Source organism: Nibrella viscosa (genome assembly GCF_039541875.1).
In the GTDB taxonomy this organism is placed as follows: domain Bacteria; phylum Bacteroidota; class Bacteroidia; order Cytophagales; family Spirosomataceae; genus Nibrella; species Nibrella viscosa.
Genome location: NZ_BAABHB010000007.1, coordinates 239,054 through 256,061, shown reverse-complemented (window position 1 = coordinate 256,061; position 17,008 = coordinate 239,054). Strand labels below are relative to the sequence as shown.

The window sequence follows — 17,008 nt, the reverse complement described above, 5'->3', positions numbered from 1 at the left end:
TTAAATTAACAGTTAAACATACACGAAAAGGGATGTGTAGAGTTTGCTGCATTTTGTGCGAAAAAATTGGTTAAGAAAACAGAACTAGTGCTATGAAGAAGTAACGGCTCACAAAACATAAAGCTTTAACGAGCTCTTTACTAAAATATTGCATCTGCAACTGGTACAGCAGGAAAATGTTTTTTGCGGCATAAAAGTTTCTTTTCAGTTTATTTTAATGTTGACAAACAGGCTGTTACCCAAACAAAATATAGACGTAAACTGCTTTTAACGTCATTAAACTCAAATTATGCCTGAATTACCAGAGGTTGAAATTTATCGTCAATACCTTGAAACATCCTCGTTAAACCAGCCCATCGAAACCCTTGCAGTGGAGGACCATAAACTGCTCACTACTGATTTCGCCACCCTGCACGAAAGCCTCGCCGGCCGCTCGTTCACGGATACCCGGCGGGTCGGCAAGAACCTGTTTGTGCTGACCGATCACCCTGGCATTATACTACACATGCACTTTGGCATGACCGGCGATCTGGCGTATTATCACGGGTCGGTCGAGCGTCCCCGCCACGCCCGCATTGTGTTCCACTTTCGCAACGGCTTTAACCTCGGCTTTATCTGCCCCCGTAAGTTTGAGCGCATTGGGCTAATCGACAGCATAGATACATACTTGCAGCGAAAGAAGATCGGGCCGGATGGGCTGGCTATCACGCTTTCTGAGCTAACGGCCCAAATCCGCCGTCGGAAGTCGCTCATCAAACCGGTGCTGATGGATCAGCGTACGGTAGCCGGGCTCGGCAACTGGATCGTGGATGAGGTCCTGTTCCAGGCCTGTATCCACCCCGAACGGTCTACGCCTACGTTGTCTGACGAAGCGATTAGGCAGCTGCACGTTGCCATCCGGCGGGTACTCGAAACCGCCATCCGCCACGAAGCTACCTACCGGGACTTTCCTATGGGCTTTCTGATCCACGTTCGCAACTGGGACGACTCTCCCTACGAGGATGTCGAAGCCCACAAATTCTGCCCCCGCTGCGGCACCCGCATCGCCAAAACCGAAGTCGGCGGCCGTACCACCTATTTTTGCCCAAAGGAGCAGATTTAGTACCCCGGAATGTAATTCCGGGTGTCGCCGGTTTTGAGGAAAGTAGTACATTCACGAAATAGTTAGCTTTGTTTTTTTAAAGCCGGAGTTAACCGCCCGGCAGCCCGGTCCGGTCCGGGGTACACGCAAAAGCCGGAATTACATTCCGGGGTACACACATGACCCACTACGTGCTTCCCATTCTACTATTAGCCACCTTCGCCCAGATTACTTTGGCACAGACTCCTAAACGTCCCCGCGACTACGGCATCAAAATCGGTGTGTTGCCGACCGGTACCCTCAACGCCATTACCGATGTGCCGGGCGTAAAGGTTGGGCAGGTGACGCTAAAACAAGGCGACAACATCCGTACGGGTGTTACGGCCATTCTGCCGCACGACGGTAACCTGTTTCAGCAGAAATGCCCGGCCGCTATCTACATCGGCAATGGCTTCGGCAAGCTGGCGGGGTATAGTCAGGTGGAGGAACTGGGCACGCTGGAAACGCCGGTTGTGCTGACCAATACTTTGAGCGTTCCCACGGCTGCCGATGCGCTTATCGACTATACCCTGCGGCAGCCGGGCAATGAGCAGGTGCGGTCGGTGAATCCGGTGGTGGGTGAAACCAACGATGGTGGCCTGAACGACATTCGCGGGCGGCACGTGACCCGGCAGCATGTGCTGGACGCCTTGCAGAAAGCAACGACCGGACCCGTGGAGGAAGGAAATATTGGTGCCGGTACCGGCACCGTTTGCTTTGGCTTTAAAGGTGGTATCGGAACGGCTTCGCGGAAGCTACCGGCTCCCCTGGGCGGTTACACGGTGGGGGTGCTGGTGCAGACTAATTTTGGTGGGGTTTTGCAGATAGACGGCGTACCGGTGGGCGAGGAATTGGGCAGGTATTCGTTCAAGGAAACCCTTGACCGCTCCGGCGACGGCTCCTGCATGATGGTGGTGCTGACCGATGCCCCACTCGACGCCCGCAACCTGAAGCGGCTGGCCAGGCGGGCCTTTATGGGTATGGCCAAAACCGGCGGCATTGCCGCCAACGGCAGCGGGGATTACGTCATTGCTATATCGACAGCCTACCGGATTCCGCACGAATCAAAAGCTACCGTTGATGCGTTAAAGCTGCTGCGCAACGACAATGTATCGCCCTTATTCATGGCTGCCATTGAAGCTACGGAAGAGGCCATTATCAACTCCCTGTTTGCCGCTCAGACGCTAAAAGGGGAGCAGGGCCGGGTGGTAGAAGCGTTGCCGGTAGAGAAAGTGCTGGAGATCATGAAACAGTACGATAAAAAGTAAATACAAACAAAAGACGTCGGCTGCCGGTATTCAATAAAAGGTATCTGATTACTAACCAGCCTTGTACCGTGGATGAAGTCAGTACTGCGTCGATTGTTTTCCGTAGAATCGGAGCCGGCCCCCTCTCCTGTAGCTGGCACTGCCCCGGACCTTCTCGCGGCTGAGGTGCCACGCAACGCCGAAGAAAAACAGCCACCGGCATCCCGTCTGTACGTGAAACGGGTAACTCTTGCTGTCGGGATACTGGTTGTCACGTTTCTCTTGCTTACGTTTTTGTGGGGTAGCCGCTCCATTCTGTTTCTGAGCTTCGGCGCTATTCTGTTCGCTCTGATGCTCCGGGCTATAGCCGACTTGCTGTGCCGGGTGTTGCCGGGTTTTCCGGAAAAGGCCGCCGTTGGTATCGCGCTCTTTCTGCTGGTTGCCCTATTCGGTATATTTATTTACAAAACAGCGCCCAGCATATCGGCAGAGGCCGAAAAGCTGGCCGAAGAAGTGCCGGCATCCCTACAGGATATCGAGCAACGCCTGGAGCGCTCCGGCGTCGGACGTTACATTCTGAAAGAGTTTCGCGAAAATACCCCCACTCCCGATCTGGCCACCGGCTTCGGGCATATAACGGGTCTGTTCGGCGCGGTGACAAATGCGCTGGTGTTGCTCTTTGGCGGACTTTTTCTGGCTCTAAGTCCCACGCTTTATACCAAAGGTGTGGCCAAACTGTTCCCGCTTAGCCGTCGGCCCCGTGTGTATGAGGTGTTAGGGTGCATGGGTAAACAACTACGAGGGTGGCTGTTGGGGCAATTTATTTCTATGCTGGTGGTGGGTGTTCTGGTGTGGGCCGGTCTGGCTTTTCTGGATATGCCCCTGGCGCTGGTGTTGGGCGTAATTGCTTTTCTGACCGATTTTATCCCCTTTGTTGGCCCTATTATTGGCGCTATCCCGGGGATTCTGCTTGCTTTTTCCCAGGGGCCGCAAATGGCGCTGTATGTCACGCTGGTTTACGTAGCCGTGCAACAGATTGAGAGTTACCTGGTAGTGCCGCTGGTGCAGCAGCAGACAGTTTCGCTGCCTCCCGCGCTGATTATGATTGTGGCGCTGCTCGGAGGTGCCTTGTTCGGGCTACCAGGCATTATCATTGCTACTCCGGCACTGGTGGCTATAATAACGTTTATCGAAGAAGTATACGTGAAGGATTTTCTGGGCGATCGTCCGGAAGAAAGTCAACCGGAACAGGCGTAGCTACAGCACCTGCCAGATACCATAGGTACCTACGCCCAGAATAGACAGTATGCTGACCCAGAAGCAGAAATCGTAAAAGAGCGTTGGCTTCAGACTGGCCGGCAGTTGGTGGTATCGGAACTGCCAGGCCGCCCAGACGACTACAATCAGCAGCACCGACGTAGCCACTCCGCCCAGCAGAATCATCAGCACCGGCACCTGCAGGAATAGGAAAGAGACACACCATAGCGCCGGAAACAGCCAGGCCAGGACTGCAATGACCCGCTTCCGTTCGGCGGGCGTACTAAACCGTACCCAGCCGAACTGCCCGAAGGCATCACCGAAAATACGCGCCCAGCTGGCGTTGGCGGTAAACAGGGTGGAATACAGCACAAAAAAAGCCCCGATCATGAAAATAATTTTGGCCCCCGGCCCCAGCGTGGCAGTAAACAGCCGCGATAGGGCTTCGATCATGCCGTAGCCGTCGGGTATCTGCCCCTGCTCGTGCAACAGCGACGCGCCTAGCAGGTAGAAAGCCGCCGTAACGGTGGTGTACACTAGCATTGAGCAGAGGGCATCGAGGTACATCACCCGTATCCAGCCTTTGGCGCGTTCCGCCCAGGCGGGGGTGTTGTCGTTCGGCCCAACATAGGCGGAATAGCCTTTTTCAATGCACCAGTAGTTGTAATACATGATTTCGTCGCCCCCCACGCCGGTAATGCCAAACGCACCCAGCGCCACACCAACGGCCGTCGGCGGCAGCGAGAAGCGTAATCCTTCGGCCAGTTGATCGGCGGTAATGGCGTATTCGGTTTGCTGCAGTAGGAGCAGCGACACTAAAATCAGGGCGGTAAAGGCCATAATCATCAGTAGCGCTCCTTTTTCCACCCATGTATAGTAGCCTTTGTAAATCAGCAGGGACGCCGACATTGCCGATAAAGCGGCCCATACACCCGTGGGCAGCACAGGAAAGTTCATATGCAGCACGATGGCTACCCCGCCTACAATGCCACCAACCTGTAACACTTTTAGCCCCTGTAGCGACAGCCACAGCCAGAGGGTCCAGTGCGTATTCCGGAAGCGTAGTCCCGGCAGCCGGTTCAGGGCCTGCATGGTGGGTATGCCGGTATAGATGGCGTTTTTGCCAAACTCCAGTTGCAGGGCAACTTTTACCAGACAACTGACCAGAATGACCCAGAGCGTAACAAAACCGGCTTTGGCTCCCAAAGCCGTTGTAGCTACCAACTCCCCGGAACCGACAATTGCCGCCGACAGGATGAACCCCGGCCCCAGATGCCGCAACTGCCCGAACAATGTAGTAGGAGCCGACCGGATTCGCTCTGACGACGGACGGTACGGGTCGGTCGCAGTGGTTGGATTGCTAACTGGTGTTTCCGGACCAGGGCGGTTGATACGTTCCATAGGGTTCAGGAACCTGAAAAAAGTAAAGGTTCTGCCGGTAAAAGTCAATAAGGGCCGGTCAATACTCTCTTTAGCGTCGTAAATGGGGCACAGAGACTAAATAGTCGTCAGAATCTCCTCCGTGAGCGTGTCGGTCGTATTTAATCCATTCAGCCAGCGAATCGGTATCCCGTCGCGCTCCATTTTGCGGAAGAAAGTCATCTGGCGTTTGGCAAACTGGTGAATGGCCGTTTCGAGCCGGTTGACCATGGTGTCGTAGTCAAGCTGCCCCTGGAGGTAATGGGTAATGAATTTGTACTCCAGACCGTAGAAAACCAGCTTTTCGGCGGGTACACCACACGCCAGCAACTGCTCTACCTCTTTAATCATGCCGTTTTGGAGTCGTTCGTGCAACCGGCGGGTAATACGCTGCCGACGCACCTCGACAGGCAGGTCAATACCGAAAACCTCGTACTCCGGTAGCACAGGCATGGCGGGTATCTCTGTTAGCTTATGCCCGTTTAAATACCGGTTTATTTCTATGGCCCGGATTACTCTTTTTCGGGTAGAGGTATCAGCTACCGCCGTGTAGGCCGATGCGGTTTGCTGAAATAAGAGTAAAAGCTCTTCGTCCGTTTTACGGCTTAACTCCTCCCGGAAATCCAGGTCGATAGGAATGGCCGTAAACTGGTGACCTTTCAGCACGGCTTCAATGTACAGGCCAGTGCCTCCACAGACAATAGGCGTATGGCCTCGCGCCAGTATTTCCGGTACCTCGCGGTAAAAATCCTGCTGATACTGGTAGACGTTGTAGTCGCGGCCGGCATCGGTGATGTTGATGAGGTGGTACGGGATTGTCTCGTCGCCAAACTGATATTCGGCCAGATCTTTGCCGGTGCCAATGTCCATATTGCGGTACACCTGCCGGGAGTCGGCACTGATGATTTCGCCACCCAGCCGGTGCGCTACCTGCACGGCGAGCCGCGTTTTGCCACTGGCAGTGGGGCCAAGGATGACGATGAGTTTGTTCATATTAAAAGCTTAACAAACTTAATACTCCCCGCATTATAAACCGGCAGCAACTGATCTGCCGATACCTCCGTCGGTAGCCGGTGCGGGTAATATCGAAGCATTTCCTCCGGGTGCAGCCAGAACTGCTGCGGCTCAGTCAACTCGATGCGGGTGAAGCCCAGTTTTCCGTAGCTGCGGCCGTCGGACCAGTCGCGGTCGGCGTAGGTCATGATATCGTCGGGCTGGTGTTCGGTGATAAAGCCTTTCAGTAGTTTATCCAGACCACCCACGACCGTACAACCCAGCCGGTTGGCAAACCGCACCAACTCCACCGACCGGTATTGTTTCTCCTCCCGCTCGATACGACGTGGCAGGCTGAACGTCGCCAACGCTACCAGCAATTCGGTTTCGCCGACTGGTAGCTGTGGCCGGAACTCCGGTGACAATACCCGAAAGTACCGCTGAGGCAGGTACAAGCCATACCGGTACTTCGATAAGGTGACTACCTGCAGGTGATTGTCTTCCAAAAATTGAGTTGCCGTAGGCCGGTCGACCCGCCGGATTTGGGTGAGTCGGGCCGGGATCCGTTCCGACAGGCCAACCAGGGCGTTCAGGCGGGACAGGACAATGGCCGGTTTTTGCCGCCAGACATCTTCCCACAGGTGAATCACCTGCCGGCCTGCTGTTGCCAGTGTCTCTGAGAACTGCTGAAAGAAAAAATGGGAATCGTGTTGGTGCCGAAAGCGGACATACGTGTTGATGTCAATCAGGTGAAGCAGGATTTGGGTTTCTGCCAACTGCACCACCCGAAAAGGCGTAATAAAACCAGCCTGAATCGGTACGGTACTAATGGGGCGTTGATGCAGCGCAGAAATCAGCTCGTCCGGAAACAAAAGACAGAAGGTTTATTACGGATACAAATCTACAACGGGCTTGCTTATCTCCACCTACTGCCGTTCATTAGGGGTCAGGTTGTACACCTTAATCCGGAAACTACTCCTATGGAAGCGGAACAAAAGGGCGAACGTCGCTGGCAAAGGCGGCTTCACGAGATCATCTACGAAGTAGATACGGTGGAGGGAAGGGCGTTTGATATTTCGCTGATCTGGGCCATTCTCCTGAGCATTCTGGTCGTTGTCATTGATAGCGTCGAGTCAATTGCGCAACATTACGGCGACTGGCTGTACCGGGCCGAATGGTTCTTTACCATCCTGTTTACCATCGAGTATGTGCTCCGGCTTATCAGCATCCGGAAGCCGCTGCGGTATATGTTTAGCTTTATGGGTTTGGTGGACCTGATGGCCATTCTGCCCACCTACTTCAGCCTTTTCCTGACTGGTGCTTCGTACCTGCTGGTTGTGCGGGCGTTGCGGCTGCTGCGCATTTTCCGCATTCTGAAAATGTGGCATTTCATTGCCGAAGGGCGGATCATTGCACAGGCGCTTTACCGGAGTTATATCAAAATCAGCGTCTTCCTGCTGTTTATCCTAATCATGGTGACGATCATGGGATCGATCATGTACCTGATTGAAGGGGGCGAAAACGGCTTCGACAACATCCCCACCAGCATTTACTGGTCCATTGTAACCCTGACCACCGTCGGCTACGGCGACATTTCACCGGTAACGCCATTGGGCCGGTTTTTCGCAGCGTTTATCATGTTGTGCGGTTACGGCATCATTGCCGTGCCAACCGGTATTGTCACCACCGAATTTATGTCTGCCGTTCAGAAAGGGAACTCATCGCAAAGCTGCCCCAACTGCGGCCGCGAAGGCCATGATGCCGACGCTGCATACTGTAAATACTGCGGCTCTCACTTGTAAACCAGGGTGACTATAGTTCGCCTATATCCTCGTTCCAGACCTCCGGTTTCCGGGCAATAAACTGGTCCATCATCGCCACGCACTCCGGCAGATCCAGTTCAATCACCTCCACGCCATGCTGCTCCATAAACTCGCGGGCACCGGCAAAGGTGCGGGATTCGCCGACAATCACCTTTGGAATTTTGAACTGCACAATGGTGCCGGCGCACATGTAGCAGGGCATCAGCGTGGAGTAAATAACCGTGTTCCGGAACGAGCCGACGCGCCCGGCATTGTTGAGGCAGTCCATTTCGCCGTGCAGGATGGGGTTGTCCTCCTGTATACGCTTGTTATGGCCTGAGGCCACCAGTTTGCCGTCTTTTACCAGCGCCGAGCCGATCGGAATACCGCCTTCGTCGAGGCTCTTGCGGGCCTGCCGAATGGCCTCTTGCATAAATTCGTCCATAGTGTAGCAGATGTCAGGCCGGCAATCTATGGAATTGCCGGCCTTATGTCAACGCTGATTAAGTTTTATCGAGCTGCTGGGATAGCAGATGTTTGATGCTTCGCAACCTGCTCCCGAACAAACTCTTCGATGGAAGTCAGCTCTAACGGAAAATCGTTCAGGGTTTCGCTCATATCCATTGTTACATCGATTTCATCCATCAGGGCACTCATGTGCATGATGCGGCCGATGCCGGGATGGAACGGTTTAATGACTTTGGATAACAGTTTCAACGTACCCCGTGGCATATGTCCGACTTTGGGAGTAACCCCTGCCAGGCGGCCGTATAAGCCGGCAACTTCGTTTTTGGTGGGGTTCGTCGGCCCACCAATGTTAATGATCCGGTTGCGGGCCTTCGGGTCGTTCAGGGCGAGGGTGATCAAACGGGCAATATCGCGGGTAGAGACAAAATTAGTCGGGTTATTACCCTGACCAAAAATAGTGACCCTGCCCTTTTGGAGAATGTCTTTTCCCAGCAGGAAGTGCGCATGTGTTTCCATAAAGGCCGACGGGCGCAGAATGGTGTAGGTTAGCCCGCTGTTGATCAGATATTGCTCAATCTGATATTTTATACGGTCAAAATCAATAGGGTGGTCGGGACTGGCGCCATAGATGGAGGTATAAATAAAGTGACTGACACCGGCCTGTCTGGCGGCATCGATCAGGGAGCGGTGTCCGGCATCGTCAACATTTTCGGAGCGGTATTTGCCCCGGCCCAGCAGGCTGTGGGCGGCAGCCAGCACAATATCTACGCCCTGGCAGGCTTTGGCTACTGAAGTTGGGTCGGTCAGGTCACCCTGTACAATCTCGGCACCTAATTGCTGCAGGTCGGCAGCTTTTTCGGGGGTGCGGACCATCGCTCGCACTGAACGGCCGGCGGCCAGCAGTTGCAGGGCGGTCTCGCGTCCGAGTACGCCCGTGGCTCCAACGATGAGTATCATAATGAACAGAGGTTTAGGTGATTAGGTTGCTAAGATAAGCATTACTACTTAAACCTCGTTTTTCGTTCATTCTATCGCCCACCAAAATTTGTTATCTTTGATAAGCCAACCGAAAGCCGTTTGTATGGAAACTGCCCTGCTCGAACAAACCCTCCGCCGTCCGGATGCCTTCCTGTTTATCGAGAAAATGCAGGCTGCCCTGGCGCATGAACGCGAGCAGCGGCAGCATTTTTACGAGACCATCGAAGAAAACCGGAAGATGGAGTTTATTAACGGCGAAAACTATTTTCAGGCGCCCGTTAAGCGGCAGCACAATGCCACCACTGTTCATGTTTATAAATTACTCGACAATGGATTACAACAACACTCCATCCCAAAAGCTGCGCTGAAAAGCAGGATTGATGTGCATAAGCGGGAAAACCGTTAATTTGCTAACCTATGGAGAAGCACCTGCCCCTGTTTCCGCTAAATCTGGTTGTGTACCCTGGCGAAGATCTGAACCTGCACATCTTTGAGCCCCGTTACCGGCAGTTGATCAACGAGTGCCTGGATGAAGACAAACCGTTTGGCATTCCGGCTTTCATCAACAACAAAATGCCGGGCTACGGCACCGAAATGCAGGTGGCCCTGCTGCACAAACGCTACGAAGACGGACGTATGGACGTTATGACCAAAGGACTTTCCATTTTCCGGCTGGTCAACTTCGAAAATCCGGTGCCCGGCAAACTCTATGCCGGCGGAGAGGTGCAGCCTGTGGAGCCGGGCGATCCGGAAAGTGCCTATCTGAACACCCTGCTGGAAAAGCTGGAGCGGCTATACGACCTGTTGCAGATCGAGGTGGACTATGACGCCACGGCCGAACAGTTTTCGTACCGGATTGCCCACAAGGTTGGCCTGTCTATCGAGCAGGAATACGAGCTGCTGACACTCGACAGCGAAGCCGAGCGCCAGCAGTTTCTGATCCGTCACCTCAATAAGGTGATTCCAGTGGTGGCCGAGATGGAGCGCACCAAGCAGCGCATCCGCATGAACGGTCATTTTAAAAACCTAGACCCGCTCACCTTTTAACGTCAACCTCACCAATCCGCTTCAGCCGCTGCGGGAGTTTGCGTTTCAGATCAGAGAAGTTACGGATCGGCGGAGCGGGTCGTTCAGCTTCACCCAGCAGAAAGCCATAGGGCTTCAGGGCTTCGATGGAATCGAAGATTACTTTGACTATGGCGGTCATGGGCAGGGCCAGAATCAGGCCGGGTAGTCCCCACAACTGCCCCCACATAATCAGGGCGATAATGGCCGCCAGCGGATTGATGCTTACTTTGGAGCCGACAATCATGGGCGTGATGAAGTTGCCCTCCAGAATCTGCACGAACAGGAATACACCGATCACCCCCAGGGAAATAAGCGGGTTATCGGCCGTTATGAGCGTAAACAGGGCCGGCAGCAGCGAACCGATGGCTATACCGAAATACGGAATCAGGATCAGCACCGCGCCGAAGAAACCGAAAAATATAGCATAATCGATGCCCAGGATAACCAGCCCTACGGTATTCAGAATGCCTACGATGATAATGACCAGCACCAGCCCGACCATATAGTCCCGCACCACGGCATAGATTCGCTGGAAAATGCCGTCTATCTTTGACCGGTGCGTATCGCTGAACACTTTGTAGAAAAAGGACCGGAAAAAATCGCGGTACAGCAGAAAAAAGAAAATAAACAGCGGCAGCAGCGAAATGGTGGTTAGGGTGTTGGTGGTGGCCAGCAGGGTAGAGGTCAGGATGGTGCCGCTTTCTTCCATTAGCCGGTTCAGGTACTTACGGGCTTCGGATACCTGCCGCTGCCGGTCGATGTTCAGGTGTTCATCGGCAAACGTTTGTAGTTTATCCAGCAATTCGTTGCCGCGTTCCATGAGTTTCGGCGCTTCCTGCGTAAAATTGCCGATCTGGAGTGATACCAGGTAAATAAGCCCGGCCAGTACAGCTACGGCTAGCAAAATACAGATCACAATGGCCCAGATACGTGGCATATGAACCCGTTCGAGCCGGTGGCATAGCGGGTACAGCACCATGGCCAGCAGAATGGAGAAGATCAGGGGAACCAGGATTTCCTCCAGCATGTACAGGCCGTACACGACAATCAGTACCGAAATGAGAATGCTGGTTAATTTAACGTAGGATGGTAATTGTACTTTGGGTGCCCGGCTATCCATGGTTAGTAGACTCTATTCGTCAGATGTATTCGTTGTTAAAACTGTTGCTGGCCATTAAAGTGGCGTTTTGTTCCTGCCAGCCGGAAATCCGCAAAAGCGGCTTCGAGCGCGGTCGCCCGCTGTACCACGTTGTCCGCACCGGTCGCCTGCCCCGCGTGGTCAGCGAAAGCTCGGGCCTGGCCTACCGCGCCGGCCGGCAGACCTTCTGGACGCACAACGACAGTGGCGGCCGCCCCACCCTCTACCAGGTTACCCGGAACGGGACGCTGGTGGATTCACTGCCGCTGCCCGGCCTGACCAACGTCGACTGGGAAGAACTGGCACAGCAGGACTCCACCGTGCTGTTTATCGGCGATATTGGTAATAACCAGCAGACACGCCGGAAATTGACCATTTACCGCGTAGACCTGACCCAGCCCGGCCCGGCCGATGCGATTGTGTTTCACTATGCCGACCAGGCTGCGTTTCCGCCCCCGCCCAGCCAGCACTATTTCGACTGCGAAGCTATGCTGTATTCGGCTAACCGGCTGTATCTGTTCTCAAAAAATCGTTCGCTGACTAATCATTATGTTAAGCAATACGCGCTACCCGCCCGTGCCGGAGAGTACGCGCTGTTGCCGGTTGATTCGGTATATATCCGCTCAATGGTGACAGGTGCCGACATCAGTCCCGACGGTCGCCAGTTTGCCTTGCTTACCTACGGAAAAGTCTTATTATTTGCGGTGGAGAATAATCAGGTGAATTTCCGGCATCCGCTGCACTGCATTCGATTACCCAGAGGCCAGACCGAAGCCGTCAGCTTTGTATCACCGACCGACTTTGTCATTACCAACGAGAAAGGTAAAATGTTTTTGGTGAGTCGAAAATGACGACTTGTCTTGTTAACTTTATGTTAAGAAATTAGCCACGCTCATAAAATACCCGGTAACCCTATCTAACTTGGGGGTACCAAATTAGCTAAACATCACTGATGAGTGCCGCCAAAGCTGCGCAACAAACTCACCGCATTCTGGTAGTCGACGACGATCCGGATATTATTGAATTACTAGAGTATAATCTGCAAAAGGAAGGCTATGACGTTCGCACTGCCACCGATGGCCGTAAGGCGCTGGAGGTCGCCAAAGCCTTCCTGCCCGAACTGGTGCTGCTGGACATTATGATGCCTCAGCTCGACGGCATTGAGACCGGTCGCCAGCTTCGCGAAATTCCGGAACTGCGGCAGGCCTACATCCTTTTCCTGACCGCCCGCTCCGAAGAATATTCTGAAGTGGCCGCCTTTGAGATTGGAGCCGACGATTACATCACCAAGCCCATTAAACCCAGAGCGCTGATGAGCCGCATCAATGCGCTCTTCCGGCGCGAAGCCCAGAAGGCCGATCCGGGTGAGAAGATCGAAATTGCCGATCTGGTTATTAATCGCAAAAACTATTCGGTCAACCAGGGCGAACGGTCGGTCATTCTGCCCAAGAAAGAGTTTGAACTCTTGTTTTTCCTGGCCCAGAATCCCAACAAGGTATTCAGCCGGGAAGAGTTGCTGCAAAAAATCTGGGGAGCCGACATCTACGTGCTCGAACGGACGGTAGATGTACATATCCGCAAACTGCGCGAAAAGGTAGGCGAAGGCTACATCAGGACCCTGAAGGGGGTGGGGTATATGTTTGAAGTCGAATAAGTTTCCGAACTTTGACGCATGTCGCTGAGTCCCCGCATTATTGCGTTTTTACTGGCCTTCCTGATTTCGGTGCTGACGGTCGTCTTCCTGACGTTTGTGGAGGGCGTTACTAACAATATGCTGTTTGTAGTGGCCGTGTCGTCGTTTGCCGTCTCTTTCTTTCTGGTGCTGTACGCCATTGAACTGCTGGTTTACCGGGAGGTTAATAAAATGTACAAAACCATCCATAAGCTGAAGATCCGTGATTTTAATATTTCGCGGAAAACCATCATCAAGAACAACAATCCCTTCAAGAAGCTCAACGACGAGATTTTTGTGTACGTTGCCCGTAAGCAGAAAGAGATTGAAGAGCTAAAACGACTCGAACTGTTCCGGCGCGAGTTTCTGGCCGATGTTTCTCACGAACTTAAAACGCCCATTTTTGCCGCTCAGGGCTTTATTCATACCCTGATTGACGGAGCCATTGACGATGAGAACGTCCGCGATAAATTCCTGGCCAAAGCTGCTAAAAGCTTGGATGGGCTGGATGCGCTGGTCAAAGACCTGGTAGCGCTTTCGCAGCTTGAAACGGGCGAACTGAAGATGCACTTCGAGCGGGTTGATATTCATCAGGTTATCACCGAGGCTTTTGAGCAGTTGGAGAAGAAAGCGCATACCAAAGGCACCACGTTGCGTATTAGAACCGACCGGCCAGGTTCCTACTGGGTCAAAGCCGATCCGCAGCGCATTCATCAGGTAATGACCAACCTGCTGGAGAACGCCATCAAATACGGCAATGATAACGGCAAGGTGCTGGTGACGCTGGAAGAAGAAAAAAAGCAGGTGCTGGTATTCGTCAAAGACGACGGCCCCGGTATCCCGCCCGAACACCTCAGCCGCATCTTCGAGCGTTTTTACCGTGTCGACAAGAGCCGCTCCAAAGAGCGGGGCGGCACCGGCCTCGGCCTCGCCATTGTGAAGCACATCCTGAATGCCCACCGCTCCAAAGTCTCCGTTATGAGCAAGGTAGACAGAGGAACCACGTTCTCGTTCAAGCTGGATAAGGTGGAGTAAGGCAAGGCCTCTACTTGTAAAAAAAGAATCGAATGCTAAACCGCCTGTTCTGGGAACCTGCTTTTTTTGTAGATTGGGGACATAACCCCTTAGTGCCCTATGGCTCAAACCTACCTTCGTTTGGTTTTGCTGCTCAGCTTTGCCGGTTGCATTACATCCGTTACAGGCCAGACAATTCCGCAGCAACTCGACTCCCTCGACCAATACCTCCGAACCCATACGCCAACCGATACCAGCTATGTCCGCGCCCTGAACCGCACCGCCTGGAAGCTCCTTTTTGAGCGGGCTGATTATACCCGTGTCGATTCGCTGTTAGACCACTCGGAGGCACTGGCCAAAAAATTTGACTGGTGGCTGGGCTTAGCCACTTGCTACAACAACCGGGCAACCCGCTATCACCTGTCTGCCGAACACCGGCGCTCCCTGCTGTATTTTCAGAAAGCCGTGGAGGTGACAGAACAGTATAACTTACCCAAAGACCAGTTATACGCCTATCTGGGCAATGTGGCCGTGGCGCAGGGAAAACTGGGGCAGTGGGAGCCGATGATGCAAACGGCACTCCGGGCCATCCGGCTGCAGGAGCAGTACAAGTTGCAACCCCGCTACGCAAATACGTACATGGCCGTTGCCGATGCGCTTAAAAAGCTGGGTAAGGCCCGGCAGGCCCTGCCTTATGCCCGGCTGGCGCTGGCGATAGATCAGCAATCGGGCAATAAGCAAAACGAATCGGTCGACGAAAATAAGCTGGGTAACCTGTACGATGACCTCGGACAGGCCCGTGAAGCGCTAAACCACTACCGGGCCTCTCTGAAAATAGCCCAGGCCATCGGCTTTGAGTTGTTACAAACCGATGGCCTGGTCAATATAGCCCGGATGCTTGATGACCTGAAGCAACCGGCAGCCGGCCTGCCGTATGTGCAGAAAGCCCTGTTGCTGGCCCGAAAACAGGACAACAAAGAGGCTATGTCTACGGCGTACAACACCATCAGCCAGTTATACCAGTCCCTTCACGATACAACTCAGGCGGAAGCCTATTTAAAAAAAGCGCTGGCGCTGGCGAATACGCTACAGGACAAGGAGAAAATAAAAACATACTCGCAGGAGCTGGCCGACCTGTATGCCGGACAAAACAAGTACAAAGAAGCCTACGCGTTTCAGCTTCAGAAGAACCAGCTGATCGACTCAACCGTTACGGTACGGACCAATGCGGAAGTGCAGCGGCTGCTGGCCCGGTACGAAACCGACAAAAAAGAAGCGCAGATCCGCCTGTTGCAAAAAGAGAAGCAATTACAGCAGAAAGAAGCCGACCGCGCCCGCTGGCAGGCCAACGCCCTGCTGACTGGTGCCGTGCTGTTGTTGCTGCTGGGAGCCGCCGTGACCGCCTGGCTGCTCAACCGCGCCAAACTCCGGCGTTTGCAGGAAGCGCAACGGCTCCGGAAGCGGATTGCCCATGACCTGCACGACGAGGTAGGCAGTACGCTGAGCAGTATTTCCCTGTTGAGCGGAATGACCGATAAGCTGCTGACCGATAACCGCCCGGAAACGGCTCACCGAATGGTACAAAAAATTTACACCGATGCCCGTCAGATCCTGGAAGCGATGGATGAGATCATCTGGACTATCAACCCCGGCAACGATTCGCTGCAGCGCATAGCCCTGCGGTTGCAGGAGTATGCCCGGCCGCTGATGGAGTCGAAGGAGATTCGCTTCCTGTTTGCCATTGATCCGGACCTAGAGAACATGCCGGTATCGATGGAGGTGCGCCGGAATCTGTATCTGATCGGCAAGGAGGCTATCAACAACCTGGTGAAATACTCGGAAGCTACGCAGGCAACGGTCAGGTTTGAGCGCCGGAACGATCAGCTGACGGTTCTGATTGAGGATAACGGCCGGGGATTCGATCCGGCACTGCCCAGCCTGCGCACGGGGCAGCAGAGTATGCAGGACCGGGCCAAAGCCATGGGCGGCAACCTGACCATCCGGTCGGCACCGGGGCAGGGCACCACGCTTCAACTGACCACCGAGGTAGCTTGAGGCTCATATATTTATCCGATTTACAGACGTTGGCTAACGCCTACCTTTGTTGTGGTCGCTGCGGTTGCGGCACCCTAACGCCAAAAACCTGCCTCGCATGATCCGGGTATCCATTTACGACGATAACGATTCGCTGCGCGATACACTGGCGCTCCTCTTCGACGCTACCGACGACCTGCTGCCGACGGGCACCTATGCCAATGCCCTGTCGGTTGTCGAAAACGTAAGCCGCGACCAACCCGATGTGATCCTGATGGACATCGACATGCCGGGCCGGACCGGGATCGAGGCTGTGCGGCTGCTGCGCGACGCGAACCGGCTGCCGGGCGTTAAGATTCTGATGCTGACGGTATTTGACGATACCGAACGGATTTTTGACGCCATCTCGGCCGGTGCCGTCGGGTATCTGCTCAAGAAAACGCCCGGCGACCGCATTGCCGATGCCATCCGGGATGTTATGGACGGCGGTGCCGCTATGACCCCTTCGGTGGCGCTGAAGGTACTGGCCGCCTTTCAACAGGCCGGGTCGCGTTCTGTCAAACCAGACATGATGGCCCTGACCGATAAAGAACGCGAGGTGCTTCAACGACTGGTGGAGGGCGATAGCTATAAATTGATTGCCTACCACTGCGGCATCAGCATGGGAACGGTCCGGACCCATATCGTGAACATCTACGAAAAGCTGCACGTCAACTCCAAATCAGAAGCCGTGGCCAGGGCACTGAAGACCGGTATGTTTAAGTAAGCCGCCATACGCCCCGCCCCCCGGATTTCTAC

At 54.0% G+C, this 17,008-nt stretch carries 17 protein-coding genes; 11 read left to right on the top strand and 6 right to left on the bottom strand.

Annotated features, from left to right (window positions below; translation table 11 throughout):
• Positions 1–289 precede the first annotated feature (289 nt).
• The 3 genes from ABD931_RS18235 to ABD931_RS18225 all read left to right on the top strand — a co-directional run bounded on the left by ABD931_RS18235 (position 290) and on the right by ABD931_RS18225 (position 3,624).
• Entirely contained in the window at positions 290–1,102 is an 813-nt protein-coding gene (locus ABD931_RS18235) for an Fpg/Nei family DNA glycosylase (protein WP_345269300.1), read from the top strand.
• A gap of 158 nt (positions 1,103–1,260) precedes the next feature.
• Positions 1,261–2,388, top strand: coding sequence for a DmpA family aminopeptidase (locus ABD931_RS18230; RefSeq protein ID WP_345269299.1), 1,128 nt, complete (start codon positions 1,261–1,263; stop codon positions 2,386–2,388).
• A gap of 72 nt (positions 2,389–2,460) precedes the next feature.
• Complete coding sequence (locus tag ABD931_RS18225) at positions 2,461–3,624, top strand: AI-2E family transporter (protein ID WP_345269298.1); 1,164 nt, start codon at positions 2,461–2,463, stop codon at positions 3,622–3,624.
• Here the strand turns inward: ABD931_RS18225 and ABD931_RS18220 are convergent, their stop codons facing one another.
• The 3 genes from ABD931_RS18220 to ABD931_RS18210 form a co-directional block, all read right to left on the bottom strand.
• The gene (locus ABD931_RS18220) at positions 3,625–5,025 is read right to left on the bottom strand and encodes an Nramp family divalent metal transporter (protein WP_345269297.1); all 1,401 of its coding nucleotides are present in this window, start codon (positions 5,023–5,025) and stop codon (positions 3,625–3,627) included.
• A gap of 96 nt (positions 5,026–5,121) precedes the next feature.
• Entirely contained in the window at positions 5,122–6,036 is a 915-nt protein-coding gene (gene miaA / locus ABD931_RS18215) for a tRNA (adenosine(37)-N6)-dimethylallyltransferase MiaA (protein ID WP_345269296.1), read from the bottom strand.
• On the bottom strand, positions 6,033–6,908 hold the full coding sequence (locus ABD931_RS18210) for a hypothetical protein (protein WP_345269295.1): 876 nt from the start codon (positions 6,906–6,908) through the stop codon (positions 6,033–6,035). The genes miaA and ABD931_RS18210 overlap by 4 nt, the downstream gene beginning before the upstream one ends.
• 108 nt (positions 6,909–7,016) lie before the next feature.
• On the opposite strand from ABD931_RS18210, the gene ABD931_RS18205 reads away from it, so the two are divergent.
• A complete protein-coding gene (locus ABD931_RS18205; RefSeq protein WP_345269294.1) occupies positions 7,017–7,838 on the top strand; it encodes an ion transporter in 822 nt (273 codons plus the stop codon).
• Between the two features lie 10 nt (positions 7,839–7,848).
• Here the strand turns inward: ABD931_RS18205 and ABD931_RS18200 are convergent, their stop codons facing one another.
• The gene (locus tag ABD931_RS18200) at positions 7,849–8,283 is read right to left on the bottom strand and encodes a nucleoside deaminase (RefSeq protein WP_345269293.1); all 435 of its coding nucleotides are present in this window, start codon (positions 8,281–8,283) and stop codon (positions 7,849–7,851) included.
• Positions 8,284–8,348: 65 nt separating this feature from the next.
• The gene (locus ABD931_RS18195) at positions 8,349–9,263 is read right to left on the bottom strand and encodes an SDR family oxidoreductase (protein ID WP_345269292.1); all 915 of its coding nucleotides are present in this window, start codon (positions 9,261–9,263) and stop codon (positions 8,349–8,351) included.
• A 124-nt stretch (positions 9,264–9,387) separates the two neighbouring features.
• On the opposite strand from ABD931_RS18195, the gene ABD931_RS18190 reads away from it, so the two are divergent.
• Together ABD931_RS18190 and ABD931_RS18185 are read left to right on the top strand one after the other, a co-directional pair.
• The gene (locus tag ABD931_RS18190) at positions 9,388–9,690 is read left to right on the top strand and encodes a hypothetical protein (protein WP_345269290.1); all 303 of its coding nucleotides are present in this window, start codon (positions 9,388–9,390) and stop codon (positions 9,688–9,690) included.
• Between the two features lie 11 nt (positions 9,691–9,701).
• Positions 9,702–10,331, top strand: a complete 630-nt coding sequence (locus ABD931_RS18185; RefSeq protein ID WP_345269289.1) for an LON peptidase substrate-binding domain-containing protein — start codon at positions 9,702–9,704, stop codon at positions 10,329–10,331.
• On the opposite strand, the gene ABD931_RS18180 is transcribed toward ABD931_RS18185, so the two are convergent.
• Positions 10,321–11,472: an AI-2E family transporter gene (locus ABD931_RS18180; protein WP_345269288.1), complete on the bottom strand. Its 1,152-nt coding sequence runs from the start codon at positions 11,470–11,472 to the stop codon at positions 10,321–10,323. The genes ABD931_RS18185 and ABD931_RS18180 overlap by 11 nt on opposite strands.
• Positions 11,473–11,495: 23 nt before the next feature.
• Between ABD931_RS18180 and ABD931_RS18175 the strand changes: the two genes are divergently transcribed.
• The 5 genes from ABD931_RS18175 (at position 11,496) to ABD931_RS18155 (ending at position 16,976) form a co-directional block, all read left to right on the top strand.
• Positions 11,496–12,341 carry an SdiA-regulated/phytase-like domain-containing protein gene (locus ABD931_RS18175; RefSeq protein WP_345269287.1) on the top strand — a complete coding sequence of 282 codons (846 nt, stop codon included), beginning with the start codon at positions 11,496–11,498 and terminating at the stop codon, positions 12,339–12,341.
• 101 nt (positions 12,342–12,442) lie between these two features.
• Entirely contained in the window at positions 12,443–13,144 is a 702-nt protein-coding gene (locus tag ABD931_RS18170; RefSeq protein ID WP_345269286.1) for a response regulator transcription factor, read from the top strand.
• Positions 13,145–13,162: 18 nt separating this feature from the next.
• Positions 13,163–14,197 (top strand): sensor histidine kinase, encoded by a 1,035-nt coding sequence (locus ABD931_RS18165; RefSeq protein WP_345269284.1) that lies wholly within the window; start codon positions 13,163–13,165, stop codon positions 14,195–14,197.
• Between the two features lie 99 nt (positions 14,198–14,296).
• On the top strand, positions 14,297–16,231 hold the full coding sequence (locus ABD931_RS18160; protein WP_345269283.1) for a tetratricopeptide repeat-containing sensor histidine kinase: 1,935 nt from the start codon (positions 14,297–14,299) through the stop codon (positions 16,229–16,231).
• Between the two features lie 46 nt (positions 16,232–16,277).
• Positions 16,278–16,976, top strand: coding sequence for a response regulator transcription factor (locus ABD931_RS18155; RefSeq protein ID WP_345269282.1), 699 nt, complete (start codon positions 16,278–16,280; stop codon positions 16,974–16,976).
• Positions 16,977–17,008: the final 32 nt, after the last annotated feature.